Raw genomic sequence first — 26,945 nt, forward strand, 5'->3', positions numbered from 1 at the left:
CGCCCCGGTGGTCACCCTGGACCTCACCCAGGGCCTCCCCGGCACCTCCAGGACGGTGCACCTGTCCTGACCGGCGGCCCACCCCGCCCCGGCTCAGTGCTGCCGACGCCGCCGCCGACGGGTCGTCCCCACGGCCGCGGCACCGGCGCCGACCAGCACCAGCGCGGCACCGGCGATCATCGGGGTCTGACTGCCGCCGCCGGTCTCCGCGAGATTGGTGGTGGCAGCGGCCGGGGTGGCCGCAGCCGGGGAGCCGGCCGCCGCCGAGCCCGCCGACGAGGCGGAGGCCTGCGGCGGCGGGGGCAGCGCGGCACCGCTCGACGCGGCGGAGCTGCTCGGCGCGGACGATCCGGAGGCCGGGCCGGAGGCGGATGCCGAGCTCGACGGGGCCGACGAGCCGTCCCCCTTTCCCTCGGTGCAGTGCACGGCCGCGAGCTCGACCGTGCCGGTCACCTCGGCGACATTCAGGTTCAGCGGATTGACATGGACGTTGAGCTCCAGCGCGGTGGCGGCCGCCGTGGTGGAGGTCACCGTCTTCTTGGACAGCTCCAGGTCGACTATCCCGATACCGGGAACGCTGACCCTGGTCGGTCCGGTCGCGCTCAGCGAAACCCCCCTGCCCAGCACGCTGAGCGTCCCCAGGATGTTGACGTCCGCGCTGGGCCGCCCGCCGACCGGGCAGTCCGCCGTGGCGTGCACCTCCTTGAGGCCCACCAGCTGGGTGAGCAGCCCGGGCAGGCTGAGGTTGGCCTTTACCAGGTCGACCTCGGCATGGGCGCCGTGCCTGTCCACGGTGGCCGCGCTGTGGCCCAGGGTCGCGTCGAGCAGGGTCAGCTGCCGGCCCTGGTCGACGCCGCCGATGGTCGTCGTCAGCATCGAGCCGTCGACGCTCTTCGGCGCGTGCACCGCGTTCAGCGTCAGGTCCACCGGGATGTCCACGGCGCCGTTGATCAGCCTGACGTCCAGCGACAGCCCGGCGGTGGTGGCCGACGCCGTACCCCACCCGGAGCCGCCGGAGCCGTCGGCGCGGGCGGGCTGGGCCGCCGCGAGCAGGGAGACGGCGAGTAAGGCACCGAGGGCGGAACCGGTGCGGCGGATGGTCATCATGTGAAGCCCCCACAGGTGTTCGTCGATCACAGACAGCAATGGGAAAGGACCGGGCGCTCACCCCCAGTTGCGGAGCGCCCGGACACAATCGTGGATGCGGCCTATCCTTACGAACCGTGCGTCACTCTGGAGGCACACGGAGTGTGTTCACCCGAACGAGTGACAGAACCTCAGGTGTCGCTGGAGTCCCACCAGTTCAGGGCAGGCGCCAGTCAATCGGCTGCGCGCCCTGCCGTACCAGCAGCTCATTGGCCCTGCTGAACGGGCGGGAGCCGAAGAAGCCCCGGTCCGCCGAGCGGGGGCTGGGGTGCGGCGCCTCCAGACACGGCGCGGGCCCCAGCAGCGGGCGCAGATTGCGGGCGTCACGCCCCCAGAGGATGGCCACCAGCGCCGGTCCGCGCTCGACCAGCGCCCGGATCGCCTGCTCGGTGACGGCCTCCCAGCCCTTGTCGCGGTGGGCGTTGGGGTTGCGCGGCGCGGTGGTCAGCGACCGGTTGAGCAGCAGCACCCCCTGCTCGGTCCACGGCGTCAGATCGCCGCTGCCGGGTGCGGGCAGCCCCAGGTCCTGCTGGTACTCCTGGAAGATGTTGACCAGGCTGCCCGGCAGCGGCCGCACCTCGGGCGCCACCGAGAACGACAGGCCCACCGCGTGCCCCGGCGTGGGATAGGGGTCCTGACCCACGATCAGCACCCGGACCTGGTCGAACGGCTGCTGGAACGCGCGCAGCACCTGCGGTCCCGGCGGCAGGTAGCCGCGCCCGGCGGCGATCTCCGCGCGGAGGAAGTCGCCCATCGCGGCGACCTGCCCGGCGACCGGCTCCAACGCCTTGGCCCAGCCGGGCTCGACGATCTCATGCAAGGGACGTGCGGCCATGGTGCGTCACTCTAATGCCATACGCGCCCTCCGCTCCACGCGCGCGACAAACCCCATCAAACAGGACAGAATCACCCCATGAACGCGCAGCCGGTCCCGGCACGCCCCGTCCCGGAGCCCCCGCACCACCTCGCCCGGGCCCGGACCGCCGCCTGGGCGTACCTCCGCCGCGCGCCCGGCACGCACCTCTGGCTGCTGGCCCTGTTCGTCACCACCGTGGCCATGCACCGGATGAGCCCGGAGTTCCAGGAGCACTTCCTGCGCCAGCGCTCCACCAATCTGCACCAGCTCGCCACCGACCCGGTCCGGGTGCTGATCGCCAGCGCGTTCTGGCTGGACGGCGGGACCTGGATCTCCTACGCCGTGATCTACACCCTCTTCCACGTCCCCGCCGAGCGCTGGCTCGGCACCTGGCGCTGGCTGCTCGCGCTGGCCGTCGCCCACGTCGGCGCCACCTACATCAGCGAGGGCGTCCTCTACTGGGCCATCCACCAGGGCCGGGCTCCCCAGTCCGCAGTCAACACCCTTGACGTGGGCGTCAGTTACGCGCTGGCCGGGATCCAGGCCATCCTCTTCTACCGGATCACCGCCCCCTGGCGCTGGATCTACCTGGCGGCGGTGCTGCTCTGGTACGGCTCGGCCCTGGTGCACGGCCGCACCTTCACCGACGTCGGCCACCTCACCGCCGCCCTGCTCGGCCTCGCCTGCTACCCGCTGACCCGGGGCCGGGGCGAGCGCTGGGACCCGACCCGGTCGAAGCCGGCCGGCTGGCTGCGCGGCCTGCTCCACCGTTCGTCCGGCCGTTCGTCCGATCGCTCAGCCGACCACTGAGCCCCGCAGCACCACCGCCAGCGGATCCGCCAGCGCCCGTACGTCGGCGCGCGGGTCCTCGCGGAGCACCAGCAGGTCGGCCGGGGCGCCCTCGGTCAGTCCGGGGCGGCCCAGCCACTCCCGGGCGGACCAGCTCGCCGCCGCCAGCGCGGCCAGCGGCGGCAGTCCGGCCAGCACCAGTTCGGCCACCTCGTCCGCCACCAGGCCGTGCGGCAGCGAGCCGCCCGCGTCGGTGCCCACGAAGACCGGGATGCCCGCGTCGTAGGCGGCCCCGACGGTGGCGTGGCGGCGCCGGTGCAGTTCCCTCATGTGCCGGGCGTAGGCCGGGAACTTGCCCTCGGCGGCGCCCGCGATCCCGGGGAAGGTGGCGATGTTGACCAGGGTCGGGACGATCGCCACCCCCCGCTCGGCGAACAGCGGCAGCGTCTCCTCGGTGAGACCGGTCGCATGCTCCACGCAGTCGATCCCGGCTTCCACCAGGTCGGCCAGCGACTCCTCGGCGAAGCAGTGCGCGGTGACCCGGGCCCCCTCGGCATGGGCGGCGGCCATCGCCTCGTCCAGGGCCCAGCGTGGCCAGCAGGGTGCCAGGTCCCCGGTCTCCCGGTCGATCCAGTCGCCCACCAGCTTCACCCAGCCGTCGCCGCGCCGCGCCTCCTGGCGGACGTAGGCGGCGAGGTCCCCGGGCTCGATCTCATGGGCGTAGTTGCGGATGTAGCGTCGGGTACGGGCGATGTGCCGCCCGGCCCTGATGATCCGGGGCAGGTCGTCCCGGTCGTCGATCCAGCGGGTGTCGGACGGCGAGCCGGCGTCGCGCAGCAGCAGCGCCCCCGCCCCACGGTCCGTCAGCGCCTGCTTCTCCGCCGTCTCCCGGTCCACCGCGCCGTGGCCGTCCAGGCCGACGTGGCAGTGCGCGTCCACCAGCCCCGGCAGCACCCAGCCGTCGACCGTGCCGGCCTCGGCCGCGCCCGGCGGCCGGGAGAAGGTCACCCGGCCGCCGACCACCCAGAGCTCGTCCCGCACCTCCTCGGGGCCGACCAGGATCCGGCCCCTGAGGTGCAGCGGCTGCGGCTCCGCCGGCCGCTCCTGGGTCGCGCTCACTTGGCCGCGGCCTGGCGTGCCCGCACCGCGCGGCGCAGGTCGTCCACCTGGTCCACCAGCCCGCGCCGCAGCGCCGCGGTGAGATCCGTCCTGGCCAGGCAGGTCTCCGCGGCCGCCACGGTCTCCTCGGTGGCGTGGTACGCCGGGAATCCGTAGCGCGAGAGCAGCCGTCCGACCGCGGGCCCGCGCCGCTGCGCGGTGTCGACCACGGCCTCGAAGTAGCGCTGCGGCAGGTCGCCCAGCAGCTCGTGCTGCTCCGGCTGCCAGAAGCCCTGGGCGGTCGCGGCGATCAGGTAGTTGGACAGGTCGCTGTCGAACAGCGCCGTCCAGGCGGCCTCCTTGGCCGCCGGGTCGGGCAGCGCCGCGCGGCAGCGGGCGGCGCCCTCCAGCCCGGTGGCACTGGTGTCCCGGACCAGCTCGGCGGCGATCTCGGCCTCGCCGGCCGCCCCCAGCACGCACAGCCGCAGCAGCAGCTGCCAGCTCAGCTCGGGGTCCAGCAGCGGGCCGCCGGGCACCCCGCCCTCCTCGCGCCAGGACTGCAGCACGGCCAGCTCGGCCGGGGTGGACGAGGAGGCGATCAGGCTGCGGACGGCGAGCAGCCGCAGCCCGGTCACGTCGTCGGGGCCGCCCTCGGTCCGGCGCAGCAGGTCCCGGCCGACCCCGGCCAGCAGCCCCAGCCCGGCCGGACGCCGGTCCGGCGTCAGGTACTGGTCGGCGACGGTGCTCCGGGAGAAGCCGAGCACCGACTGGACCAGGTGCGCGGAGGCCTCCCCCGGCAGGTGCGCCGCGACCAGCTCCAGGTAGCCCTCCGGGTCCAGCTCGCCGTCGCGCACCATGTCCCTGGCCGCGCCCCACAGCACCGCCCGCGCCAGCTCCTCCGGGACGCCGCCCAGCGACTCGGTGACGGTCCGCCAGGAGCGGTCGTCCAGACGGATCTTGACGAAGCCGAGGTCGGTGTCGTTGAGCAGCAGCAGGTCGGGGTCGCCCGCGCCGACACTGTCCAGCTCGTGCTCGGGCTCGGCCGGCAGGTCCAGCGGGCGGCGGGCCCGCAGCACCAGGTGGCCGTCGGCGGCGCGCTCGTAGGTGGCCGCGGTGATCAGCAGCGGGCGCAGCTGGCCGTCGGCCGAGGTGTGCCGGATCCGGGCGCCGCCCCGTCCGCCGCTGTCCTCCCCCGTCTCAGCCGGCTCGACCCGCAGGGTGTCCACCCCGGTGGTGCGCAGCCAGCGCTCGGCCCAGGCGTGCACGTCCCGGCCGCTGCTCGCGGCCAGTGCCTGGAGCAGGTCGGCGAGCGCGGCGTTGCCGAAGGCGTGCTGCTGGAAGTAGGAGTTGACGCCCTTGAAGAAGGCCTCCTCGCCCAGCCAGCCGACCAGCTGACGCAGCGCCGCGGCGCCCTTGGAGTAGGAGATGCCGTCGAAGTTCTGCAGCGCCTCCGCGGTGTCGTCCACGCTCTCGGGGGCCACCGGGTGGGTCGAGGGGCGCTGGTCGGCGTCGTAGCCCCAGGACTTGCGGGCGGCGGCGAAGCCGGTCCAGGCACCGGTGAAGCGGGTGGACTCGGAGACCACCGTGTAGGCCAGGAACTCGGCGAAGGACTCGTTCAGCCACAGGTCGTCCCACCAGCGCATGGTGACCAGGTCGCCGAACCACATGTGCGCCATCTCGTGGGCGATCACGATGGCGCGCTCCTCGCGCTCGGTGTCGGTGACCGCGGAGCGGAACACGAACTCGTCGCGGAAGGTCACGCAGCCGGGGTTCTCCATCGCCCCGGCGTTGAACTCCGGGACGAAGCACTGGTCGTAGGAGTCGAAGGGGTAACGCTGGTCGAAGACCCGGTGGTAGTGGTCGAAGCTGCGTCGGGTGGTGTCCAGCATCTCCTCGGCGTCGGCCTCCAGGTAGGGGGCGAGCGAGCGCCGGCAGTGCAGGCCGAGCGGGATGCCGTCGTGCTCGGAGCGCACCGTGAACAGCGGCCCGGCGACCACGGCGACCAGGTAGTTGCTGATCGGCGGGGTGGGGGCGAACTCCCAGCGGCCGCCCTCCTGACGACCGGCCAGGCTGTTGGCGACCACGGTCCAGTCCTCCGGCGCCGTCACGCTCACCTCGTAGGCGGCCTTGAGGTCGGGCTGGTCGAAGCTGGCGAAGAAGCGCGGCCCGTCGTCCAGGAACGCCTGCGTGTAGACGTAGGCCTCGCCGTCGGCGGGGTCGACGAACCGGTGCATGCCCTCGCCGGTGCGCGAGTAGCCCATGACCGCCTCGACCAGCAGCTCGTTCTCCGCGGCCAGTCCGTCGAGCGGGAGCCGGCCGTCGACCAGCGTCGCCGGATCCAGCTCCCGCCCGTTGAGCACGGCCCGCAGCAGGGTCACCGGCTTCACGTCGACGAAGCTGGCGGCCCCGGGGCTGGTGCAGGCGAACCGGATCACCGTCACCGACCCGAAGACCTCGTCCCCCTGGGTCAGGTCCAGGTCCACAGTGCTACTGCGGACCTCCAACAGTCGACGGCGTTCCACGGCTTCAGCAAGAGTCAGAGCAGACATGCAGCTCATGCTGCCATTGACCCACCCACCTCAGCCAGGCAGTACGACAGGGGCGCGGGGAACTGCGCGACAAACCACGCAGCCCCGCGTCACCGCTCCAGAACCCCGTCCACCCGCCTCGGCACGCCCGCCGAACCGTCCCGCAGTTCGACCGGAAGCAGCGCCGCAGGCACCCCCTGGTAGGCCACCGGCCGCAACCACCGCTCGATCGCCGTCCCCCCCACCGACGTCCCCGTCGACGTCGTGGCCGGGTACGGCCCCCCGTGCTGCATGGCGGGCGCCACCGCGACCCCGGTCGGCCAGCCGCCGAACAGCACCCGCCCGGCCAGCGGCGTCAACCGGGCCAGCAGGTCCGCGGCGTCGGCCTCCCCCGGTTCCGCGTGCAGCGTCGCCGTGAGGTTGCCGCCCAGGCGGCCCAGCACCGTCTCGACCTCGGCCGCGTCGTGGTACCTGGCCACCACCGTCACCGGACCGAAGCACTCCTCCAGCAGAACCTCGTGCGCGTCCTCGGCCAGCCGCGCCGCGGCCACGCTCAGATAGCCGGCGCGCACCGCGTAGCCGTCCTCGCCCGCCCGCACCGGCACGGACACCCCCGGCAGTGCGGCCCGCTCGGCGAACCCGGCCAGGAACCCGGCGCGCATCCGCGCGTCCAGCAGCGCCCCGGAGGGGCTGTCGACCGCGCCCTCGGTCAGGGCCTTCTCCAACCGGTCGCCGGCCGCGCCCGCGGGCACCAGCACCAGCCCCGGCTTGGTGCAGAACTGACCCATGCCCAGGGTGAACGATCCGGCCAGTCCGGCCCCGATCTCCTCGGCCCGCTCCGCCGCGGCCTGCTCGGTCACCACCACCGGGTTGAGGCTGCCCAGCTCCCCGTGGAAGGGGATCGGCGCCGGACGGGCCGCGGCCAGGTCGAACAGGGCCCGGCCGCCGGGGATGGAGCCGGTGAAGCCGGCCGCGCTCAGCAGCGGGTGCTGCACCAGGTCGACCCCGGCCTGCCGGCCGTGCACCAGCGCCAGCACGTCCGCGGGCAGTCCGACCGCCACCGCCGCCTCCCGCAGCGCCGCCGCGGCGAGCTCGCTGGTGGCCGGGTGGTCGGGGTGGGCCTTGACCACGACCGCGCAGCCGGCCCCGAGGGCGCTGGCGGTGTCGCCGCCGGGCACGCTGAAGGCGAAGGGGAAGTTGCTGGCCGCGAAGACGCCGACCACCCCGAGCGGCACCTTCCAGCGCCGCAGGTCGGGGCGGGGAGCGGGGGCGGCCTTCGGGTCGGCGTGGTCGATCACCACGTCCAGGAAGGCGCCCTCGTCCACGATGTCCGCGAAGGACCGCAGCTGGTACGTGGCCCGGGCGAGCTCACCGGTCAGCCTGCCGGTGCCGAGCGCGGTCTCCCGGTCGGCCGTCGCGATCAGCTCCTCGCCGTGCGCCTCCAGCCGGTCCGCGGCGGCGCGCAGGAAGGCGGCGCGCAGCGTGCGGTCGGCCAGCGCGGGCTGCGCGGCGTGCGCGGCCCGCACGGCGGCGTCGACCGCCGCGGTGTCCGCCTCCACGGCGACCTCCCCCGTACGGTCACCGGTACGGGCATCGACACTCCACACTGGTGTGGTGTTCATGGGGGCCGCCTCCAGGCGCAAGCTCTGAGCGCATGCATTCCATATGCTGAACGCTGTCCAGTATGCTGAACCACTCCGACGATACGTCCCTAGCAGAAATGGGGTCAACCCAGATGCCCCAAGCCCGACCCGCAGCCGCCGACGCCGGCGGAGCCCAGGTCAAGTCGGCCGTCCGCACCGTGGAACTGCTGGAGTACTTCGCGGGCCGCCCCGGCATGCACAGCCTCGCCGAGGTGCAGGAGGCCGTCGGCTACCCCAAGAGCAGCCTCTACATGCTGCTGCGCACCCTGGTCGAGCTGGGCTGGGTCGAGACCGAGTCCACCGGCACCCGCTACGGCATCGGCGTCCGCGCGCTGCTGGTCGGCACCTCCTACATCGACGGCGACGAGGTCGTGGCCGCCGCCAGGACCACCCTGGACCGGCTGGCCGACGACACCACCGAGACCATCCACCTGGCCCGGCTGGACGGCTCGGACGTCATCTACCTCGCCACCCGCCAGTCCCAGCACTACCTGCGGCCCTTCACCCGGGTCGGCCGCCGACTGCCGGCCCACTCCACCTCGCTGGGCAAGGCGCTGCTCGCGACCTACTCCGACGAGGAGGTCCGCAAGCTGCTGCCGGCCCGCCTGGAGCCGCTCACCGAGCACACCCACACCGACATCGACGCGCTGATCGAGGACCTGCACGCGATCCGCGAACGCGGCTACTCCGTCGACGCCGAGGAGAACACCCTCGGCCTGCGCTGCTTCGGCATCGCCATCCCCTACCGCACCCCGGCCCGCGACGCCGTCAGCTGCTCGGTCCCGGTCGCCCGACTCACCCCGGGCCGCGAACAGATGATCCGCGACGCCCTCTTCGACGCCCGCGACCGGCTGACCCTGGCGACCCGTCACCTCTGAGCGGGCGGTCGGGCAGTTGCCGTTCGCGCAGTTCCCCGCGCCCCTAGGTGGTGCAACTGACTCGGTTTCAGCACGCCAGGGGCGCGGGGAACTGCGCGACAAGCCGCCTACGGACGCAGGCTCCTCCGCACCACCGCAAGATCCTCGTCGGAGGCCAGTCCGGCATGGTAGAGCCGCAACTCCGTAGCCCCAGGAGGCGGCGTGACCGCAGGGTCACCCCCCATCCCCCGCACCACGGTGAAGTTGGCCGCGTAGGTCCGCCCGGGAACATCCGGGAACACCGCCGGCGTCCCCGTGCACGGCATCACCAGCCCGTCCGCACCCCCCTCCCCCAGCAGCCACTCCGGCTCCACCCCCACGTTCGCGCCCACCCGATGCGCAGCCGTGTCCGCATGCAGCAGCACCGAGAAATCCGCCGCCCCCGCAGCGCCCCGCACGGCGCGAACACACGCCCGCTGAACTACCCGGGCCCGTTCCTTCCGCAAGCGCAGCGTCACCCCGGCCAGGTCCGCCCCCAGCAGCTTCTCCACCCCTGACCACTCGTCAGCAACCGGCGCGGCCTGCCCCGCCCACACCGACGCCAGCGCCCCCCGTACCGCAGCCGCCAGTTCCGGTACGCCCGCCTCGGCCCAGCCGGCCTCGCACACCTCGCAGAAGCAGAGCGACATCAGGTACTGCGCCGCACCGTCCAACGGCACACCCCCGATCTTGTCGTGGGCGTGCAGATGGGCCAGCCCGTACCACCCGCAGGACTCCAGCTCCGTGCCCACCGCCCCCGGCCGCGCCCCCGCCTCACCGGCCAGGGTCGCGCAGTACTCGACCACCTCGGGACGGGCGATGCACAGCGCCCAGGGATACCGGTCGCCATAGGCGTTCCGCACCGTGCTCTGCGGATTCTCGCCGCCCAGCCGGGAGTTGTGCGCCAGCACCACCCAGGTGGCGACCTCCAGACCGGCTGCCGCCAACCGCTCCGCGGCCTCACCCCAGGCATCGTCCGAGTCGATCCACCGCTGCCGGTGCGGCCGCAGGGTCCGACCGGCCCAGGTCTCGGCCGACGGCGGGTAGTACACCGCCGCGTACGGCGCGGTGACGATCCGGGTGCGCGGATGACGCGGCGTCAGCGCCCGGGTGCTGTGGTACGCCGAGGCCAGGGTGACCCCGTCGACCCCCAGGTCGGCGATGCGGGCCGGGGCGTCCGGGTCGCCGAGGACGTCCCAGGGGTAGAGGAAGGCGGAGGTGCGCATGGATGCAGGACCCTTCTCAGTTGCCGGCGAGCAGGGCGCGCCCGCGGGCGATCAGTTCGGCCAGTTCCTTGACGTGCTGCGGCGACGGGTCCGACAGCGGCGGCCGTACCCCGCCGGCGTCCAGCCCCTCCAGCCGCACCCCCGCCTTGACCAGCGACACCGCGTACCCCCGGCCCTGGTTGCGCAGTTCCACCAGCGGCCGGTAGAAGCCGTCCAGCAGCGCGTTGACCACCGCGTCGTCGCCGCCCAGCAGGGCCCGGTGGAAGGCCAGGGCGATGTCGGGGGCGAAGCAGTAGACGGCCGAGGAGTAGAGGGTGACGCCGATGCCGCGGTAGGCCAGGCCGGTGAGCTCCGCCGTGGGCAGGCCGTTGAAGTAGAGGAAGCGCCGGTCGGGGGCCTCGGTGCGCATCGCGCTGATGATGCGCTGCATCAGGTCCAGGTCGCCGCAGCCGTCCTTGATGCCGATCACCTGCGGCAGTTCGGCCAGGGCGACCACCGACGCCGGGGTCAGCACGGCGTTGTCGCGCTGGTAGACGATCAGGTCCAGGTCGGTCGCCGCGGCGATGGCGGCGAAGTGCCGCAGCAGCCCGTCCTGGTCGGCGCTGACCAGGTACGGGGGCAGCACCAGCAGGCCGTCCGCGCCGGCCCGACGGGCCCGCGCGGCGAACTGCTTGGCCAGCGCGGTGCCGTGGCCGACACCGGCGACCACCGGCACTCGCCCTGCGGTCGCCTCGACGGCCGCGGCGACGACGGCCTCGTACTCGTCCAGGTCCAGGGCGTGGTACTCACCGGTGCCGCAGGCCGCGAAGACGGCGCCGGCGCCGCCGGCCACCCCGGTGCCGACATGGGCCCGGAGCACGTCCAGGTCCAGCGAGCCGTCAGGGGCGAACGGGGTCACCGGGAAGAACAGGAGTCCGTGCAACCGGTCGGCGAGGGGCGGTACGGCGCGGTCCGGCATGGGGGAATCTCCCTGATGGCTGTGCTGGGCTTGTTGACTGCATGATGCAGCGACTCCTAGGCTAGCCATATATGTGAATGCGATCCACATTCTTGTTCAATCTTCTTCGGAGGCCTGATGCCCACCCCGCACCGTGTGCTGCTGACCGGCGCCGCCGGAGGCGTCGGCACGTTCCTCCGCGAGAGTCTCCCCGGCTACGGCTACAGCCTGCGCCTCAGCGACATCGCCCCGGTCCCCGGCGCGCCGGAGGCCCTCGCCGTGGACCTCCAGGACCGCGACGCCGTCCGGGAGGCCGTCCGCGGGGTGGACGCGGTGGTCCACCTCGGCGGGCTCTCGCTGGAGAACACCTTCGACCGCATCCTCGCCGCCAACATCGAGGGCGCCTACAACCTCTACGAGGCGGTCCGCGAGGAGGGCGTCGGCCGGGTCGTCCTGGCCAGCAGCAACCACGCGATCGGCTTCACCCCCCGGCCCGAGCACCCCGAGGACCGCAAGCAGGACCTGCCGATCGAGACGCCGTTCCGCCCGGACACCTTCTACGGCCTGTCCAAGTGCTTCGGCGAGTCGCTGGCCTCGCTCTACGCCGACAAGTACGGGGTGGAGACGGTGTCGATCCGGATCGGCTCCTGCTTCGCGGTCCCCGCCAACACCCGGATGCTGGAGACCTGGCTGAGCCCCGCCGACTGCGCCCGGCTGGTCCACGCGGCGCTCACCGCACCCGATGTCGGCCACACCGTGGTCTTCGGCACCAGCGCCAACACCCGCGGCTGGTGGGACCTGGCCCCGGCCCGCGCCCTCGGCTACGAGCCGCAGGACGACTCCGAGGCCTTCGCCGAGTCCGTCGTCGCCGAGCACGGCCCGCTGGTCCCGGGCACGCCCGAGTACCGGTACCTCGGCGGCGCATTCACCACGGTCCAACCCGAGGGATTCCGACCGGTCAGCTCCTGAATGGGAGGTTCTGCGGTTACGGTGGGTTCCGTAGGAGTCCGGATCAGGCATCCGGCCATCGTGCGAGCCCTGGAGACCCCCGTGACCGCAGTCCTCACGCCCGGCGGCAACACGCCGCTGACCAGCACGCGCGTCAGCGTGGAGGTCGCCGCCGCGAAGCTGCTGGACGTCTCGGCACTGCTGCTCACCACGGCCGGAAAGGTTCGTTCCGACAACGACCTGATCTTCTTCAACGCACCCAGCGGACCCGGCGTCAGCTACAGCCAGGCCGGCATCGCCGTGGACACCAACGGGGTGCCCGCCGACATCGACAAGATCGTGATCACCGCCAGCCTGGACGACCAGCAGGCCACCTTCGCCGGCACCGAGCCCACCGCGACCGTGCGGGACAGCGCCAACGGCACCGTCCTGGCCACCTTCACCCCGCCCCGGCTCACCACCGAGACGGCGCTGATCGTGGTGGAGCTGTACCGGCGCGGCACCGAGTGGAAGCTGCGCGCGGTCGGCCAGGGCTACGCCAGCGGGCTCGCCGGCATCGCCACCGACTTCGGCATCTCGGTCGAGGAGCCGTCGGCGGCCCCGGCCCAGCCCGAACCCGAGGACTGGCACCTGGCCTCCCCGGCCCCGACACCCGCGCCGGCCGCCGCCCCGTTCACCGCCCCCGCCCCGACGCCGGCTGCGCCCGCCCCCGCCGGACCGGCCAAGATCACCCTCGACAAGGGCCGGGTCTCGCTCACCAAGGGCAGTTCGGTCTCCCTGGTCAAGGACGGCAAGCCGTTCCTCTCCTCGGTGAAGATGGGCCTCGGCTGGGAGCCCGCGTACCGCGGCCGCGCCGTCGACCTGGACGCCAGCGTCATCGCCTTCGACAGCCACCGCAAGGAGCTGGAGAAGATCTACTTCATGCACCTGCAGGGCTTCAACGGCGCCATCCAGCACATGGGCGACAACCTCACCGGCGCCGGCTCGGGCGACGACGAGGTCATCACGGTCCACCTGCAGAGCCTCCCTCCGCAGGTCACCGGCCTGGTCTTCACGGTCAACTCCTTCTCCGGCCAGAAGTTCACCGACGTCGCCAAGGCCTACTGCCGCCTCATCGACGCCAACACCAACACCGAACTCGTCCGCTTCGACCTCACCCACGCCGAACCCCGCACCGGCGTCATGGTCTGCAAGCTCATCCGCATGAACACCGGCGAATGGGTCATGACCGCCCTCGAGGAGTACGCCGACGCCAAGAGCGCCCGAGGCATGGTCAAACCCGCCTCCAAACTCCTCTGACCTGCTCCTACGCCGAGCCGGGCTCGAACATCCCCTCACTCGTTTGGTGTTTGTAAAGTCGTCACCTTGACGAGGTTCACGCATATGAGCGAGCAGGATCGTTTCGGCCATTCGGATGACCCGGGTGACCCGGATCATTGCCCTCATGACAGACGATCAGGTCAATGGACACCCTGCGCCCATGCCCACCGAAGACCTCCCGGTCGGCTACGCCGACCTGCTGCACGACATCAAGTCGGAAATCACCTCTGCCCGGATCCGGGCGCACCGAGCCGTCAACACCGAACAGATCGAGTTGTACTGGCGGATCGGCCGGCTGATTCTCACCCGCCAGGAGAAGGAGGGCTGGGGAGCTCAGGTCGTGGACCGGCTGGCTGCCGATCTGCGCACCACTCATCCCGGCCAGCGGGGCTTTGGGCGCAGCAACTTGCAGTACATGCTCAAAATGGCCCGGACCTGGCCGGAGCCAATTGTCCAACAGCCTGTTGGACAATTGCCCTGGGGCCATATCACGGTCCTCCTCGACAAGACCAACACTCCCGCTGAGCTGGACTTCTATACCCGCTCTGCCGTGCAGCACGGCTGGTCCAGAGCCATGCTGCAGCATTGGATCACCAGCGGACTGCACCTCTCCCAGGGCGCTGCGCAGACCAACTTCGCCACCACTGTCATCCCCGAGCAGTCCGACGCCGTTCGCGAGCTCGTCAAGGACCCCTACCGGCTGGAGTTCCTCGGCCTGGACGGCGACCACGCTGAACGTGACTTCGAGGACGCCCTCGTCGCGCGGCTCATCGAATTCCTCACCGAACTGGGTGTCGGTTTCTCCTTCGTCGGTCGGCAGTACCGGGTCCTGGTCGGAGGCGAGGAGTTCCGCATCGACCTGCTCTTCTACCACTGCAAGTTGCACCGCTACGTCGTCTTCGAGCTGAAGACCAGGACGGCCCGCCCCGAACACGTCGGCAAGCTCGGCTTCTACGTCGCCGTCGTGGACGACCTGGTTCGTGACAAGGAGCGGGACGACGAGACGATCGGCATCCTCCTCAGCGCGGGTCGCAACCATGCTGCCGTGGAGTACGCCCTGCAGAACCACAACCGACCACTCGCCGTGAGCAGTTACGTCGGCCTGCCCCGGCAGGTACGCGAGTTGCTCCCCAGCAGCGAGGATCTGGCCCGCGTGGCCCAGGGTGTCCTGGAGCAGGAAGCACAGCCGTGAATCGTCTTACTCACCAACGTTGAGCTGCGACAATGCGTCGCAACTCAACGAACCGGAGGAAGCACCGATGGCACAGACCGCCATACCGATCCGCACCACCGGCGATCACGATCTCGACGGAGTGACCGTCAAGTACGCGTGGGTCGTCACCGTGACCGGCTGGAATCCGGCCGACGCCTTCCGGGAACTGGCACAGCAGGCCCAGGCGGAGGGCGCGCACTGCGTCACCGGTGCACGGCTTGTGTGCAACTCGCACAACAACTCCTGGACCGCCTACGGCACCGGCGAGATCCTGGCGCCGCGGGACAGGTAGCCCGCCCAGGTCAGTTCTTCGTGGCCAGGGCCCTCAGGAAGAAGGCCAGGTTGGCCGGGCGTTCGGCGAGGCGGCGCATGAAGTAGCCGTACCATTCGCCGCCGTAGGGGAGGTAGATGCGCATGGTGGCGCCGGTGTCGACGAGGCGCTGCTGCTCGTCCGGGCGGATGCCGTAGAGCATCTGGTACTCGAAGGTGTCGGCCTTGCGGTTGTTCCACTGGGCCAGCTGACCGGCGATGCGGATCATGCGGGGGTCGTGCGAGGCGACCATGGGGTAGCCCTCGCCGCGCATCAGTTGCTTGAGGCAGCGGACGTAGGAGAGGTCGACCTCGCGCTTGGACTGGTACGCCACCGAGGCCGGCTCCTGGTAGGCGCCCTTGCAGAGCCGGACCCGGGAGCCGGGGCCGGCGAAGTCCGCGCAGTCGGCCTCGGTGCGGTGCAGGTAGGCCTGCAGCACCACGCCCAGCCAGGGGAAGTCCGCCCGCAGCTCGCGGGCGATGCCGAGGGTGGAGTCCGTGGTGGTGTGGTCCTCCATGTCGAGGGTGACCGTGGTGCCCGCGTCCGCCGCGGCGGCGCAGATGCGGCGGGCGTTGTCGAGGGCGACCCGCTCCCCGTCGGCGCCCAGGAACTGGCCGACCGCGGAGAGCTTGACCGAGACCTCGGCGCGCTCGGCCAGGCCGGTCTCCTTGAGCGCGCCGAGCAGCCGCTCGTACGCGGCGGCGGTCTCCGCGGCCTGGGCCGCGTCGCGGGTGTCCTCGCCGAGGTGGTCCAGGGTGATCCGCCGGCCCGCCCCGACCAGTTCGTCGGTGACGGCCACGGCGTCGTCCAGCCCCTCGCCGGCGACGAAGCGCTCGACCAGGGCCCGGGTGGGCGGAAGCTGCTGCACCACCGCGCGGGCGCGGGGCGATCGGGCAGCGGCGAGGAGGGGGGTACGGAGCATGACGACTCCTGGCAGGGATGTACGGGAACAGGTGACGGCGGAGACGAGGGAGCGTCAGCCCATGTGCGGGTAGCGGAAGTCCGTCGGCGGGACGAAGGTCTCCTTGATGGAGCGGGTCGAGGTCCAGCGCAGCAGGTTCTGCGCCGCGCCGGCCTTGTCGTTGGTGCCGGAGGCCCGTCCGCCGCCGAAGGGCTGCTGGCCGACGACCGCGCCGGTGGGCTTGTCGTTGATGTAGAAGTTGCCGGCCGCGAAGCGCAGCTTCTCCATGGTCGCGGCGATGACGGCCCGGTCGCGGGCGATGACGGCACCGGTGAGGGCGTAGGAGGAGACCGAGTCGAGCTGCTCCAGCACCTCCTCGTAGCGGTCGTCCGCGAACACGTGCACCGCCAGCACCGGGCCGAAGTACTCCTCGCGGAAGTACTCGGCCGCCGGGTCCGCACAGACCAGCACGGTGGGCCGGACGAAGTAGCCGACCGAGTCGTCGTAGCTCCCGCCGGCGAGGATCTCGACCTGCGGGTCGACCGCGGCGCGGTCGATGGCGGCCTTGTTCTTGGCGAACGAGCGGGCGTCGATGACCGCGCCCATGAAGTTGGCCAGGTCGGTGACGTCGCCCATGGTGAGCCACTCCACCTCGTCCTTGAATCCGTCCCTGATCTGCTCCCAGAGCGAGGCCGGGACGTAGGCGCGGGACAGCGCCGAGCACTTCTGGCCCTGGTACTCGAAGGCGCCGCGGGTCATCGCGGTCTTCAGCACGGCCGGGTCGGCGCTGGGGTGGGCGACCAGGAAGTCCTTGCCGCCGGTCTCGCCGACCAGGCGGGGGTAGCTGCGGTAGCCGCCGATGTTGGCGCCCACGGTGGCCCAGAGCTTCTGGAAGGTGGCGGTGGAGCCGGTGAAGTGAATGCCCGCCAGGTCACGGTGGGTCAGCGCGACCTCGGAGACGGCCAGTCCGTCGCCGGTGACCATGTTGATGACACCGGCCGGCAGCCCGGCCTCCTCCAGCAGGTCCATCAGCAGGTGCGCGGCGAACTGCTGGGTCGGCGAGGGCTTCCACACCACGGTGTTGCCCATCAGCGCGGGCGCGGTGGGCAGGTTCCCGGCGATGGCGGTGAAGTTGAAGGGCGTGATCGCGTAGACGAAGCCCTCCAGCGGCCGGTGGTCGCTGCGGTTCCAGACGCCGGGCGAGGACTGCGGCTGCTCGGCCAGGATCTCCCGGGCGAAGTGGACGTTGAAGCGCCAGAAGTCGACCAGCTCGCAGGGGCTGTCGATCTCGGCCTGCTGGGCGGTCTTGGACTGGCCCAGCATGGTGGCCGCGGCGATGGTCTCCCGCCAGGGGCCGGCCAGCAGGTCGGCGGCGCGCAGGAAGATCGCGGCCCGGTCGTCGAAGGAGAGCGTCCGCCAGGCGGGAGCGGCGGCCAGCGCGGCGTCGACGGCCTCCTGGGCGTCCTCGCGGGTGGCGTTGCGCAGGGTGCCGAGCACGGCGGCGTGGCGGTGCGGCTGGACCACGTCGACCGGCTCGCCCCGGCCGAGGCGGCGGACGCCGCCGACGGCCATGGTCAGCTCCACCGGGCCCTGCTCGCCGAGCCGCTTCAGCTCGGCCTCCAGCCGGGCCCGCTCGGGGCTGCCCGGCGCATAGCTGTGCACCGGCTCATTGACCGGCGCGGGAATCCGGGTCACAGCGTCCAACACGCGCGCTCTCCTCTTGTACGGGTGGGGCAGGGCCTCTGCGCCCTGTGCAGCACGCTAGGGCTCAGCGGTGGGCCACCGATTTGGCCGAACGGATAACATCTGGCCTTGGAGGCTGGCGTATCGGACAAGAGCCGGAGAAGAGGGGTGGACATCGTGCAGGAGCCCGACGGCGTCTCGCTGCGCCAACTGCTGATGTCCTTCGGGGAGCCGCTGGCCGAGCTCCAGTACGCCCCGGACCTGGATGCGCCGGTCACCGGGGTCGCCCTGCTGGACCCGGAGGACCCGCCGGTCGCGCGCGCCGGCGACCTGGTGCTGGCGCTGGGCGTGCGCGGACGTTCCGCGCTCCCGGTGCTGCGCGCCGCCGCCCGGGACGGGGCGACGGCCGTGGCTGTCAAGCCCGCCCCCGGCACCCCGCCGGAGGCCCTGCGCACGGCTGCCGAGGACGCCGGCGTCGCCCTGCTCTCGGTCCATCCGGAGGCCCGCTGGGACCGGCTGGACGCACTGGTGCGCGCCGCCCTCGCGGTCGGCCGCCCGCAGTTCACCCATGCCGACGCCGAGGAGGGCGACCTGTTCGGCCTGGCCCAGACCACGGCGGTGCTCACCGGCGGCATCGTCAGCATCGAGGACACCGCCAACCGGATCCTGGCCTACTCCCGCTCCGCCGACTCGGACGAGGCGGACGACCTGCGCCGGCTGACCATCCTCGGCTGGCAGGGACCCGAGCCGTACCTCTCCCGGCTGCGCGAGTGGGGCGTGTTCCAGCAGCTGCGCACCCTGGACGCGGTGGTGTCCATCGACCCGCACCCCGAGCTGGGCCTGCGCCGCCGACTGGTGGTCGCGATCCGCTCCGGCGAACGGCAGTTGGGCACGATCTGGGTGCAGGAAGGATCGGCCCCGCTGGCCGAGCGCGCCGACCAGGCGCTGCTCGGCGCGGCCCGGGTCGCCGCCCTGCACCTGGTCCGCCGCCGCAGCGAGGTCAGCGCCGACCTGCGGCTCACCCGCACCCTGCTGGCCGGACTGCTGGACGGGGCGACCGGGCCGCAGACCCTGGCCGGGCACCTGGCCCTGGACGTCCGCCGTCCGGCCGCCGTCCTGGGCTTCGCGCTGCCGGGCGGACCGGAGCCGGGCCGCAGCGAGGCGCTCAACGTCATCTCGGTGCACGCGGCCGCCCGGCACCGCAACGCACTGGTCGCCCCGGTCGGCGACCGGGTCTACGTGCTGCTGCCGGAGCTGCCGCGCGGCGTCTCCCCGGAGACCCTGCGCGGCTGGGCCCAGGACATCGCCGACGCGGCCCGGCGGCACACCGGCGAGCCGCTGCGCGGCGCCGTGGGCCGGGTCGTCCCCGACCTGCACGCGGTGCCGGCCTCCCGGGCCGAGGCGGACCGGGTGATGGACGCGATGGCGGCCGGCCGGATCACCGCCGACATCGCGGCGCTGCCCGACGTCAGGGCCCAGGTGCTGCTGGGCGAACTGCTGGAGCTGCTGGCCGCCAACCCCGAGGTCCGCGACCCCCGGCTGACCGCGCTGGTGGCGCACGACGCCCGGCACGGCGGCCGGCTGGCCGCCTCGGTGCTGGCCTGGCTGGACGGGCTCGGCGACGTCCGGGAGGCCGCCGCCGGCCTGCACGTCCACCCCAACACCCTGCGCTACCGGGTCCGCCGCGCCCAGCAGCTCACCGGCCTGGACCTGAGCAGCCCCGAGCAGCGGCTGCTGGCCATGCTCCAGCTGCGGCTTCCCGACACCGCCTCCGCCCCCGCCCCCGAGAAGTGACGTTTCATCAGCCGACGGATGATCAGCTCCCGGATTCGGAACGCTCCATGAGCCAGCTGTTCCACTGGTCCAGCCAGTCGGCCTCGACCGCCAGCCGCTGCTCCAGCAAGCGCCGGCGCTCCTGCTCCGTCGCCGCCTCGGCGATCGCGGAGGGGTCCCAGCGGAACCGGATCCTCCAGGCCCGCTGCGCCCCGGCACTGGGGACGTCGCTGTCGAAGACGGCGTAGCGGATGCTCTCCTCCACTGCTGCCCGCGCGTCGTCCGTGCCCGGGAACCAGTCGGCCCGGAAGGCGAGCCTGGTCATCTGGTTGACCAGGATCCCCACCGCCTCGTCGGCCTGGGCCCGGTCCTCCCCGGCCAGCCGCATCTGCTGGCGCACCGCGCTCTCCCACAGTTCGGCATGGCCGCTGGTGCCCCTGGGCGTCCGGGGCTTGTGCCCCGACTCCATCGACGCCTCGAAACGCAACGCGTCCTGCACCGAGAAGTCGATCAGCCGACGGTGCGCCTCCAACCCCTGGGCCTGGGGCAGTTCGCGCTCGCTGATGTGCGGCTGGGGCGTACCCCGCCGTTCGGCGACGGCCTGAAGCAGCGCCTGCCGCCCCAGCGCGTAGGGCTGCAGTTCCTCGACCGTGCGCAGCGCGACCCGTTCGGGCGCGATGCCGCGCCCGGTCAGGGTGAGCACCACCGGATCGCCGCCGCGTCCGCGCAGCGGGCTGTCGGGACCGCCGACGGAGAACCTGGCCGCCCACAGCTTCCCCTCGACCCGCAGCCGGGCCCGCACCGGGATGCCGTCCACGGTGAACCAGGGCTCGGACTCCTCGGCCGGGTCCGTCCCCGCCCCCTCGTCGATCCCGGCGTGGGTGAACAGCCGGTCGCGCTCGTCCTCGACCACGTCCTGGAGCGGGTACAGGCTCAGGCCCTCCTCCTCCACGTGCGTCTCGACCTGGACGTAGGGCCCGTCCGGATCGAACAGCGCCCCGTGCGAGAGCACGACCACGGCGAGCCTGCCGTTGTGCTGCTCCCAGGAGGACAGCGCGGGCGAGTCCAGCAGCGGCGCGATCGGGCCGTAGACCCGGAAGCTGCGCCGACCGAGGCTGCGCAGGTCCGACTCGGCCAGCTCGCGCCAGATGTCACGGGGCCCCTCGAAGCTGGAACCGCTACCCCTGAGATGCACGCAGAATCCCCCTCCGGCCGCGCCGCGGTCGCCATGGTCGCCGACTCCCAGCCTACGGAGCGACGGCCCGGCCGGGCACCGGATCCGGGCACCGGATCGACCGGGCCGGAAGCCCGTCCCGCTGGACTACTGCTGCTGCGAGCCCATCCGCGAACGCGCCTTGTAGGCGGCCTTGCGGGCCTCCTTGGCGGTGGACTTGTCCGGGTGCCGCTCGCCCACGGCCTCCAGCACCGCCGTGGTGTAGGGGTGTTCGATCCGCCACAGCTCCGCGAAGAGCTCGGCCGGCTTCTCCTCGTCCGAGAGCTGCACCATGAACGCGGCGAAGCCGCTCTCCTCCGGCCCCTCCTCGATCAGCTGGGCGGCCAGGGTGTCCACCATGGTCCACAGCATCACCGGCCGCCCGGGCAGGTCGAAGTCCTCGACGCCCCGTCCGGCCAGCCAGGTCGTGGCCAGACCGGCGAGCTCGGGATCGGCCAGCACCTCCCGCAGCGCGGGCTCGGCCGCGCCGTCGAGGCGCGCCAGCGCCGCCGCGCAGAGCAGCCGGCGGGTGGGCCCGGTCAGGTCGTTGCCGCGGGCGGCGGCGAGCAGCTCGGCCGCCGCCGGCAGCGGTTCGCGGTCCACCAGCCACTCCGCGATCTCCTCGTCCGGCAGCACGTTCACCGCCTCGCAGATCCCCTCCAGCAGCTCGGCCGCGGTGCCCCGGGCCAGGTCGCCGATCAGCGGCGCCTCGTAGCCCTCCTCCAGCAGCCACTGCCGGACCTGGTGGACGCCCAGCGCGGTCAGCCTGGCCAGGCCGAAGCGGGCCGCCTCGTCCTCGTCGACGTCGCCGTCCAGACCGGGCCCGACGGCCTCGGGCGCGGTGTCGCCGGACTCGTCGAAGAGCGCCGGATCGATCGGGCGGTAGTCGAGCACGCCGATGTCGGCGAGGTCCTGCAGCATCGGGTCCAGCGCGACCATCACATTGGTGATGTCACCGAGCATCTCCTCGGTGGGCTCCTCGCCGTCCGGCACCACCAGCAGCGCGGCCAGCACGCCCAGCGGGACCGTCTCGTCGGCCTCGGTGTCGGCGAAGGCCCTGGCCTCGTAGAGCACCTGCAGGGCGTCGTCCAGCAGCCCGGAGGCCTGTTCGCGCGCCGCCTCCAGGCGCTCGTACATGGCCTCGGACTCCTCCTCGTCCCTGCCCTCGGAGGCCTCCTCCAGCGCCTGCAGCTCATTGGGGTCGAGGTCCGCCTCGACCACCACGTCCGCGACGGTGTCGGCCGCCAGCTGCCAGGCCTCCAGTACGGCCTCCGGGTCGCCGCCGCTCAGCGCGGTCAGCGCGGCGGTGGGGCGGGCGGTGTCCGCGCCGTCCGAGTCCGGCTCGCCCAGCTCGACCAGGGCGAGGTCCAGGGCCAGGGTCCAGGCCCGCGCCACCGCGAGCGCCCCCTCGTCGCCCGCGCCGAGCTCCAGCTCGGCCGCGGCCAGCTCCTCCTGCTCCCGGCCCAGCTCGCCGAACTCGTCCACCGGGCGCCCGGCCCCGACCCAGCCGGCCAGCCGGATCGCCTGCTCGAACAGCGGCACCCGCAGCGCCGCCGCCGCCAGCTCCTCGCGCGGCAGCAGCCGCACCGGCGGGACGATGATCAGCTCCTCTTCCTCCTCGTCGAAGAGCTCCTCCGGGTCGGCCCCGGACGCACCGTAGAGCGTGTCCAGATCCATGTCGGCCGGGAGCGGGACCCCGGCCGGCGCACCACTCTTCTTACGGCTGGGACCTGCCATGATCGGACACTCGCTCTCGACGGGAAGTGGGGCGACAGACTCGGTCCGCCCGCTCCGTCGAGCCTATCCGCAGCGGCTGCCCGGAACACGGCAGAAGCTGCCGTGCTGTTCACTCCTTGGAGTGAACAGCACGGCAGCTTCTCGAAACCCGGACGGAACCCGGACCGGCCTCGGACCGGACTCGGCCCCGACTCAGATCCGACTCGGACCGACTCAGACGTTGAAGCCGAGTGCCCGCAGCTGGTCGCGGCCGTCGTCGGTGATCTTGTCCGGACCCCACGGCGGCATCCAGACCCAGTTGATCCGCAGGTCCTGGACCAGTCCGTCGGTGGCGGTGCGGGCCTGGTCCTCGATGACGTCGGTCAGCGGGCAGGCCGCCGAGGTCAGCGTCATGTCGATGGTGGCCACGTCGCCCTCGTCGATGTGGACGCCGTAGATCAGGCCCAGGTTGACGACGTCGATGCCCAGCTCCGGGTCGACGACGTCCAGCAGCGCCTCCATCAGGTCGTCCACGGCGACGGTGCCGGCCGTGGTGCCGACGAAGGTGCTCTCCGACGGCGCGTCGGCGGCCGACGTGTCGGTGGTCTCAGCGGTGTCACTCATGCGCTCTCCCTGACGGGTGTCTCGGCCAGCGCCTGCGCGGTGGCGTCCTTCCAGGCCATCCAGCTGAGCAGGGCGCACTTGACCCGGGCCGGGTACTTGGAGACCCCGGCGAACGCGATGGCGTCCTCCAGCAGCTCCTCGTCGCCCTCGGACTGGCCCTTGCTCTGCATCAGCTCCAGGAACGCCTCCTGGACCTGCTGCGCCTCCCCGATCTGCTTGCCGACCAGCAGGTCGTTCAGCACGGACGCGCTCGCCTGGCTGATCGAACAGCCCTGCGAGTCGTACGAGATGTCGGCCACGGTGCTGCCGTCCAGCCGCACCCGCAGGGTGATCTCGTCACCGCAGGTCGGATTGACGTGGTGCACCTCGGCGTCGCCGTCCCGCAGGCCCTTGCCGTGGGGGTGCTTGTAGTGGTCCAGGATGATCTCCTGGTACATCGAGTCCATCTTCACAGGGTCGTCATCTCCTCTCTCAGCCGAAGAAGGCGCGGACCGTGTGCAGCCCGTCGATCAGGGCGTCCACCTCCGCCTCGGTGGAGTACAGATAGAACGACGCCCGCGTGGTCGCAGGAATTCCGTAGCGCAGGCAGACCGGCCGGGCGCAGTGGTGGCCGACCCGGACCGCGATGCCCTGCTCGTCCAGCACCTGGCCGACGTCGTGCGGGTGGATGTCGCCCAGGGTGAAGGAGATCGCCGCGCCGCGGTCCTCGGCCGTGTCCGGGCCGATGATCTTCAGGTCGGGGACCTCCTGCAGCCGGCGCACCGCGTACTCGACGATCTCCTTCTCGTGCGCGGCGATGTTCTCCATGCCGATCGCGCTGAGGTAGTCGATCGCCGCGCCCAGGCCGATGGCCTGGGAGATCGGCGGGGTGCCGGCCTCGAACTTGTGCGGCGCCGGGGCGTAGGTGGACGAGCTCATCGACACGGTCTCGATCATCTCGCCACCGCCCAGGAACGGCGGCAGGTCCTCCAGCAGCTCCTGGCGGCCCCAGAGCACGCCGATGCCGGTGGGCGCCAGCATCTTGTGCCCGGTGAAGGCGACGAAGTCGGCCTCCAGCGCCTGCACGTCCAGCGGCATGTGCGGGGCGGCCTGCGAGGCGTCGATGACGACCAGCGCGCCGACGTCCTGGGCGCGCCGGACGATCGCCTCGACCGGGTTGATGGTGCCGAGGATGTTGGAGACCAGCACGAACGAGACGACCTTGGTCTTCTCGGTGATGATCTCGTCGATGTTGGAGAGGTCGAGCCGGCCGTCGTCGGTCAGCCCGAACCACTTCAGCTTGGCGCCGGTGCGCTGCGACAGCAGTTGCCACGGCACGATGTTGGAGTGGTGCTCCATCTCCGTGATCACGATCTCGGAGTCGGCGTCGACCCGGTAGGGCTCGTCGGCCCAGCCCAGCATGTTGGCGACCAGGTTGAGCGACTCCGAGGCGTTCTTGGTGAAGATCACCTCGTCCCGGCTGGGCGCGTTGACGAACGACGCGACCTTGTCACGGGCGCCCTCGTAGAGCGCCGTGGCCTCCTCCGCCAGCGTGTGCACGCCGCGGTGGACGTTGGCGTTGTGCTGCTCGTAGTAGGCGTTGACCGCGTCGAGCACCTGGCGGGGCTTCTGCGAGGTCGCCGCGCTGTCCAGGTAGACCAGCGGCTTGCCGTCGTGCAGCACCCGCTGCAGGATCGGGAAGTCCTTGCGGATGGCGTCGGTGTCCAGCGCGGACGCCGCGGCGCCGCCGGGGACCACCAGGCCGGGACGGGGGGTATGGATCACGCTGCAGCGCCGCCCTTCGCGTACTTCTCGTAGCCCTCGTTCTCGAGCTCGTCGGCGAGCTCCGGGCCGCCGGACTTGACGATCTTGCCCGCCGCGAAGACGTGCACGTAGTCGGGCTTGATGTAGCGCAGGATGCGCGTGTAGTGGGTGATCAGCAGGGTGCCGACCTCGCCGGTCGCGCGGACCCGGTTGACGCCCTCGGAGACCACCCGCAGCGCGTCGACGTCCAGGCCGGAGTCGGTCTCGTCCAGGATCGCGACCTTGGGCTTGAGCAGCTCCATCTGCAGGATCTCGTGGCGCTTCTTCTCACCGCCGGAGAAGCCCTCGTTGACGTTGCGCTCGGCGAAGGACGGGTCCATCTGCAGGTCGGCCATGGCCTCCTTGACCTCCTTCACCCAGGTGCGGAGCTTGGGGGCCTCGCCGCGGACGGCGGTGGCGGAGGTGCGCAGGAAGTTGGAGATCGACACACCGGGGATCTCCACCGGGTACTGCATGGCCAGGAAGAGGCCCGCGCGGGCGCGCTCGTCCACGGTCATCGCCAGCACGTCCTCGCCGTCCAGGGTCACCGTGCCGCTGGTGATCGTGTACTTGGGGTGGCCGGCGATGGAGTAGGCGAGGGTGGTCTTGCCGGAGCCGTTGGGGCCCATGATGGCGTGGGTCTCGCCCTGCTTCACCGTCAGGTCGACGCCGCTGAGGATCTCGCGGGGGCCGTTCTCGGTCTCGACGGTGACGTGCAGGTCGTTGATTTCAAGGGTTGCCATGAGGCTCAGGACTCCTGGGTGACGGAGACGAGCACATCGTCCCCTTCGATCTTTACGGGGTACACGGGAACGGGCCGGGTCGCGGGCAGCCCGGAGGGCTTGCCGGTGCGCAGGTCGAAGCTGGACCCGTGCAGCCAGCACTCGATGGAGCAGTCGTCGACCTCGCCCTCGGAGAGCGAGACATTGGCGTGCGAGCAGATGTCGTTGATCGCGAACACCTCGCCGCCGGTGCGCACCAGCGAGACCGGAACGTCGCCGACGGCGACCCGCTTGGGGGTGTCGGCCTCCAGCTCGCTCAGTGCGGCGACTCGAACGAAGCTCATGCGACCGACGCCTCCAGCTCGGCGTCGATCCGCTCGATCAGGCGTTCCTGCAGCTCGGGCAGGCCGATCTGCTGGACCAGCTCGGCGAAGAAGCCGCGGACCACCAGGCGGCGCGCCTCGTCGGCCGGGATGCCGCGGGACTGCAGGTAGAACAGCTGCTCGTCGTCGAAGCGGCCGGTGGCGGAGGCGTGTCCGGCGCCGACGATCTCGCCGGTCTCGATCTCCAGGTTGGGGACCGAGTCGACCCGCGCGCCGTCGGTGAGCACCAGGTTGCGGTTGAGCTCGTAGGTGTCGGTGCCCTCGGCGGCGGCGCGGATCAGCACGTCGCCGATCCAGACCGCGCGCGCGTCCTTGCCCTGCAGCGCGCCCTTGTAGGCGACGTTGCTGCGGCAGTGCGGGGTGTCGTGGTCGATGAACAGCCGGTGCTCCAGGTGCTGGCCGGCGTCGGCGAAGTACAGCCCGTAGAGGTCGGCCTCGCCGCCGGTGGCGCCGTAGACCACCCGGGGGTGCAGCCGGACCAGGTCGCCGCCGAAGCTGACCACCACGGACTTGAACGAGGCGTCCCGGCCGACCAGCGCGGTGTGCTGGGCGACGTGGACGGCGGTGTCGTCCCAGTCCTGGACGGAGACCACGGTGAGCTTGGCGCCGTCGCCGATCAGGTACTCGACGTTGGCGGCCAGCACCGCGTCGCCGGTGTGCTCGATCACGACCAGGGCCTCGGCGAACGCGCCGAGCTCGATCACCTGGTGGCCGTAGGCGGTGCCGCCCTGGCCCTGCACGGTGATCCGGATCGGCTCGGTCAGCACGGTGTCGCGCGGGACCGAGACCAGACCGGCCTTCTCGAAGCTGCTGAACGCCTGGGCGGCGACCCGGTCGACCGGCTTGCCGGCCCTGCCGACCCGCGGGTCGGTGCGCTCCACGGCCTCGACGACGACCCCGGCGGGGGCGCTGACGTCGACCTTGACCGCGCCCTCGGTCGCCTCGGCGCTGCCGTCGTGCAGCCCGCGCAGCCGGTTCAGCGGGGTGAACCGCCAGTTCTCCTCGCGCCCGGTGGGCACCGGGAAGTCGGCGACGTCGTAGGAGTCGACGGCGTCGAGCCTGGCATCGACGGGCTGGACGGCGGCGACGCTGTCGCGCCCGGTGCCGGGACCGGCCAGTTGCGCGCCGGAGCCGGCGGTGCCGACCTCGATGGAGCCTGCCGTGGTCGATCCACCGGCCGTGTTGGTGGCCTCAGCCATTACTAGAACTGCTCTCTCTCGTACGGAAGCGTCGGTGTG

Annotated in this window: 24 protein-coding genes; 7 read left to right on the plus strand and 17 right to left on the minus strand. The window is 72.1% G+C overall.

Going from position 1 to position 26,945, the window contains the following annotated elements:
- Positions 1-93: 93 nt before the first annotated feature.
- On the minus strand, positions 94-1,107 hold the full coding sequence (locus IF29_RS0133765) for an SCO1860 family LAETG-anchored protein (protein WP_157624062.1): 1,014 nt from the start codon (positions 1,105-1,107) through the stop codon (positions 94-96).
- Positions 1,108-1,303: 196 nt separating this feature from the next.
- Positions 1,304-1,981 carry a uracil-DNA glycosylase gene (locus tag IF29_RS0133770; RefSeq protein ID WP_030263256.1) on the minus strand — a complete coding sequence of 226 codons (678 nt, stop codon included), beginning with the start codon at positions 1,979-1,981 and terminating at the stop codon, positions 1,304-1,306.
- A 78-nt stretch (positions 1,982-2,059) separates the two neighbouring features.
- Between IF29_RS0133770 and IF29_RS0133775 the strand changes: the two genes are divergently transcribed.
- Positions 2,060-2,812, plus strand: a complete 753-nt coding sequence (locus tag IF29_RS0133775) for a rhomboid-like protein (protein ID WP_051726372.1) — start codon at positions 2,060-2,062, stop codon at positions 2,810-2,812.
- Here the strand turns inward: IF29_RS0133775 and IF29_RS0133780 are convergent.
- The 3 genes from IF29_RS0133780 to IF29_RS0133790 all read right to left on the minus strand — a co-directional run bounded on the left by IF29_RS0133780 (position 2,798) and on the right by IF29_RS0133790 (position 8,039).
- Positions 2,798-3,910 carry an amidohydrolase family protein gene (locus IF29_RS0133780; protein WP_051726373.1) on the minus strand — a complete coding sequence of 371 codons (1,113 nt, stop codon included), beginning with the start codon at positions 3,908-3,910 and terminating at the stop codon, positions 2,798-2,800. The genes IF29_RS0133775 and IF29_RS0133780 overlap by 15 nt on opposite strands.
- Positions 3,907-6,438, minus strand: coding sequence for an aminopeptidase N (pepN, locus tag IF29_RS0133785; RefSeq protein ID WP_030263269.1), 2,532 nt, complete (start codon positions 6,436-6,438; stop codon positions 3,907-3,909). The genes IF29_RS0133780 and pepN overlap by 4 nt, the downstream gene beginning before the upstream one ends.
- Before the next feature lie 89 nt (positions 6,439-6,527).
- Positions 6,528-8,039: an aldehyde dehydrogenase (NADP(+)) gene (locus tag IF29_RS0133790; RefSeq protein ID WP_030263270.1), complete on the minus strand. Its 1,512-nt coding sequence runs from the start codon at positions 8,037-8,039 to the stop codon at positions 6,528-6,530.
- A 113-nt stretch (positions 8,040-8,152) separates the two neighbouring features.
- Between IF29_RS0133790 and IF29_RS0133795 the strand changes: the two genes are divergently transcribed.
- The gene (locus IF29_RS0133795) at positions 8,153-8,938 is read left to right on the plus strand and encodes an IclR family transcriptional regulator (RefSeq protein ID WP_030263274.1); all 786 of its coding nucleotides are present in this window, start codon (positions 8,153-8,155) and stop codon (positions 8,936-8,938) included.
- A gap of 107 nt (positions 8,939-9,045) precedes the next feature.
- On the opposite strand, the gene IF29_RS0133800 is transcribed toward IF29_RS0133795, so the two are convergent.
- Together IF29_RS0133800 and IF29_RS0133805 are read right to left on the minus strand one after the other, a co-directional pair.
- A complete protein-coding gene (locus IF29_RS0133800; RefSeq protein WP_030263277.1) occupies positions 9,046-10,182 on the minus strand; it encodes a hypothetical protein in 1,137 nt (378 codons plus the stop codon).
- 16 nt (positions 10,183-10,198) lie between these two features.
- Positions 10,199-11,140: a 5-dehydro-4-deoxyglucarate dehydratase gene (locus IF29_RS0133805; protein ID WP_030263281.1), complete on the minus strand. Its 942-nt coding sequence runs from the start codon at positions 11,138-11,140 to the stop codon at positions 10,199-10,201.
- 117 nt (positions 11,141-11,257) lie between these two features.
- Here IF29_RS0133805 and IF29_RS0133810 point away from each other — a divergent pair, with 117 nt between their 5' ends.
- The 4 genes from IF29_RS0133810 (at position 11,258) to IF29_RS0133825 (ending at position 14,892) form a co-directional block, all read left to right on the plus strand.
- Positions 11,258-12,088 (plus strand): NAD-dependent epimerase/dehydratase family protein, encoded by an 831-nt coding sequence (locus IF29_RS0133810; RefSeq protein WP_051726374.1) that lies wholly within the window; start codon positions 11,258-11,260, stop codon positions 12,086-12,088.
- A gap of 81 nt (positions 12,089-12,169) precedes the next feature.
- The gene (locus IF29_RS0133815) at positions 12,170-13,366 is read left to right on the plus strand and encodes a TerD family protein (RefSeq protein ID WP_030263289.1); all 1,197 of its coding nucleotides are present in this window, start codon (positions 12,170-12,172) and stop codon (positions 13,364-13,366) included.
- Between the two features lie 181 nt (positions 13,367-13,547).
- A complete protein-coding gene (locus IF29_RS0133820) occupies positions 13,548-14,579 on the plus strand; it encodes a PDDEXK nuclease domain-containing protein (protein ID WP_030263292.1) in 1,032 nt (343 codons plus the stop codon).
- Positions 14,580-14,646: 67 nt separating this feature from the next.
- On the plus strand, positions 14,647-14,892 hold the full coding sequence (locus IF29_RS0133825; protein ID WP_030263296.1) for a DUF1471 domain-containing protein: 246 nt from the start codon (positions 14,647-14,649) through the stop codon (positions 14,890-14,892).
- Between the two features lie 10 nt (positions 14,893-14,902).
- Here IF29_RS0133825 and IF29_RS0133830 read toward each other — a convergent pair whose 3' ends face one another.
- Entirely contained in the window at positions 14,903-15,832 is a 930-nt protein-coding gene (locus IF29_RS0133830) for a proline dehydrogenase family protein (RefSeq protein WP_030263299.1), read from the minus strand.
- A 54-nt stretch (positions 15,833-15,886) separates the two neighbouring features.
- Complete coding sequence (gene pruA / locus IF29_RS0133835) at positions 15,887-17,515, minus strand: L-glutamate gamma-semialdehyde dehydrogenase (protein ID WP_030263301.1); 1,629 nt, start codon at positions 17,513-17,515, stop codon at positions 15,887-15,889.
- A 147-nt stretch (positions 17,516-17,662) separates the two neighbouring features.
- On the opposite strand from pruA, the gene IF29_RS0133840 reads away from it, so the two are divergent.
- A complete protein-coding gene (locus IF29_RS0133840; RefSeq protein ID WP_030263304.1) occupies positions 17,663-19,288 on the plus strand; it encodes a PucR family transcriptional regulator in 1,626 nt (541 codons plus the stop codon).
- A 22-nt stretch (positions 19,289-19,310) separates the two neighbouring features.
- Here the strand turns inward: IF29_RS0133840 and IF29_RS0133845 are convergent, their stop codons facing one another.
- The 8 genes from IF29_RS0133845 to sufD form a co-directional block, all read right to left on the minus strand.
- Positions 19,311-20,462, minus strand: a complete 1,152-nt coding sequence (locus IF29_RS0133845) for a hypothetical protein (protein WP_030263307.1) — start codon at positions 20,460-20,462, stop codon at positions 19,311-19,313.
- Positions 20,463-20,588: 126 nt separating this feature from the next.
- Positions 20,589-22,217 (minus strand): hypothetical protein, encoded by a 1,629-nt coding sequence (locus tag IF29_RS0133850; protein ID WP_157624063.1) that lies wholly within the window; start codon positions 22,215-22,217, stop codon positions 20,589-20,591.
- Between the two features lie 213 nt (positions 22,218-22,430).
- A complete protein-coding gene (locus IF29_RS0133855) occupies positions 22,431-22,718 on the minus strand; it encodes a metal-sulfur cluster assembly factor (protein ID WP_042402008.1) in 288 nt (95 codons plus the stop codon).
- A 98-nt stretch (positions 22,719-22,816) separates the two neighbouring features.
- Complete coding sequence (gene sufU / locus IF29_RS0133860) at positions 22,817-23,272, minus strand: Fe-S cluster assembly sulfur transfer protein SufU (RefSeq protein ID WP_030263316.1); 456 nt, start codon at positions 23,270-23,272, stop codon at positions 22,817-22,819.
- A gap of 19 nt (positions 23,273-23,291) precedes the next feature.
- Positions 23,292-24,560, minus strand: a complete 1,269-nt coding sequence (locus IF29_RS0133865; protein WP_051726384.1) for a cysteine desulfurase — start codon at positions 24,558-24,560, stop codon at positions 23,292-23,294.
- A gap of 20 nt (positions 24,561-24,580) precedes the next feature.
- Positions 24,581-25,345 (minus strand): Fe-S cluster assembly ATPase SufC, encoded by a 765-nt coding sequence (gene sufC, locus IF29_RS0133870; RefSeq protein WP_030263321.1) that lies wholly within the window; start codon positions 25,343-25,345, stop codon positions 24,581-24,583.
- A 5-nt stretch (positions 25,346-25,350) separates the two neighbouring features.
- Positions 25,351-25,668: a non-heme iron oxygenase ferredoxin subunit gene (locus IF29_RS0133875; RefSeq protein ID WP_030263324.1), complete on the minus strand. Its 318-nt coding sequence runs from the start codon at positions 25,666-25,668 to the stop codon at positions 25,351-25,353.
- Positions 25,665-26,906: a Fe-S cluster assembly protein SufD gene (gene sufD, locus IF29_RS0133880; RefSeq protein ID WP_030263327.1), complete on the minus strand. Its 1,242-nt coding sequence runs from the start codon at positions 26,904-26,906 to the stop codon at positions 25,665-25,667. The genes IF29_RS0133875 and sufD overlap by 4 nt, the downstream gene beginning before the upstream one ends.
- Positions 26,907-26,945 lie beyond the last annotated feature (39 nt).

This window comes from Streptacidiphilus jeojiense, from assembly GCF_000719095.1.
Lineage (GTDB): Bacteria > Actinomycetota > Actinomycetes > Streptomycetales > Streptomycetaceae > Streptacidiphilus > Streptacidiphilus jeojiensis.

Excerpts from the sequence above, each read along its gene's own strand:
- sufC (WP_030263321.1), bottom strand. The coding sequence starts at position 25,345 with ATGGCAACCCTTGAAATCAACGACCTGCACGTCACCGTCGAGACCGAG.
- sufD (WP_030263327.1), bottom strand. The coding sequence starts at position 26,906 with ATGGCTGAGGCCACCAACACGGCCGGTGGATCGACCACGGCAGGCTCC.
- IF29_RS0133855 (WP_042402008.1), bottom strand. The coding sequence starts at position 22,718 with ATGGAGGCGCTGCTGGACGTCGTCGACCCGGAGCTGGGCATCGACGTC.
- IF29_RS0133765 (WP_157624062.1), bottom strand. The coding sequence starts at position 1,107 with ATGATGACCATCCGCCGCACCGGTTCCGCCCTCGGTGCCTTACTCGCC.
- IF29_RS0133850 (WP_157624063.1), bottom strand. The coding sequence starts at position 22,217 with ATGGCAGGTCCCAGCCGTAAGAAGAGTGGTGCGCCGGCCGGGGTCCCG.
- IF29_RS0133795 (WP_030263274.1), top strand. The coding sequence starts at position 8,153 with ATGCCCCAAGCCCGACCCGCAGCCGCCGACGCCGGCGGAGCCCAGGTC.
- IF29_RS0133800 (WP_030263277.1), bottom strand. The coding sequence starts at position 10,182 with ATGCGCACCTCCGCCTTCCTCTACCCCTGGGACGTCCTCGGCGACCCG.
- IF29_RS0133810 (WP_051726374.1), top strand. The coding sequence starts at position 11,258 with ATGCCCACCCCGCACCGTGTGCTGCTGACCGGCGCCGCCGGAGGCGTC.
- IF29_RS0133775 (WP_051726372.1), top strand. The coding sequence starts at position 2,060 with ATGAACGCGCAGCCGGTCCCGGCACGCCCCGTCCCGGAGCCCCCGCAC.
- IF29_RS0133790 (WP_030263270.1), bottom strand. The coding sequence starts at position 8,039 with ATGAACACCACACCAGTGTGGAGTGTCGATGCCCGTACCGGTGACCGT.
- IF29_RS0133805 (WP_030263281.1), bottom strand. The coding sequence starts at position 11,140 with ATGCCGGACCGCGCCGTACCGCCCCTCGCCGACCGGTTGCACGGACTC.
- pepN (WP_030263269.1), bottom strand. The coding sequence starts at position 6,438 with ATGTCTGCTCTGACTCTTGCTGAAGCCGTGGAACGCCGTCGACTGTTG.
- IF29_RS0133875 (WP_030263324.1), bottom strand. The coding sequence starts at position 25,668 with ATGAGCTTCGTTCGAGTCGCCGCACTGAGCGAGCTGGAGGCCGACACC.
- IF29_RS0133825 (WP_030263296.1), top strand. The coding sequence starts at position 14,647 with ATGGCACAGACCGCCATACCGATCCGCACCACCGGCGATCACGATCTC.
- IF29_RS0133820 (WP_030263292.1), top strand. The coding sequence starts at position 13,548 with ATGCCCACCGAAGACCTCCCGGTCGGCTACGCCGACCTGCTGCACGAC.
- IF29_RS0133830 (WP_030263299.1), bottom strand. The coding sequence starts at position 15,832 with ATGCTCCGTACCCCCCTCCTCGCCGCTGCCCGATCGCCCCGCGCCCGC.
- IF29_RS0133770 (WP_030263256.1), bottom strand. The coding sequence starts at position 1,981 with ATGGCCGCACGTCCCTTGCATGAGATCGTCGAGCCCGGCTGGGCCAAG.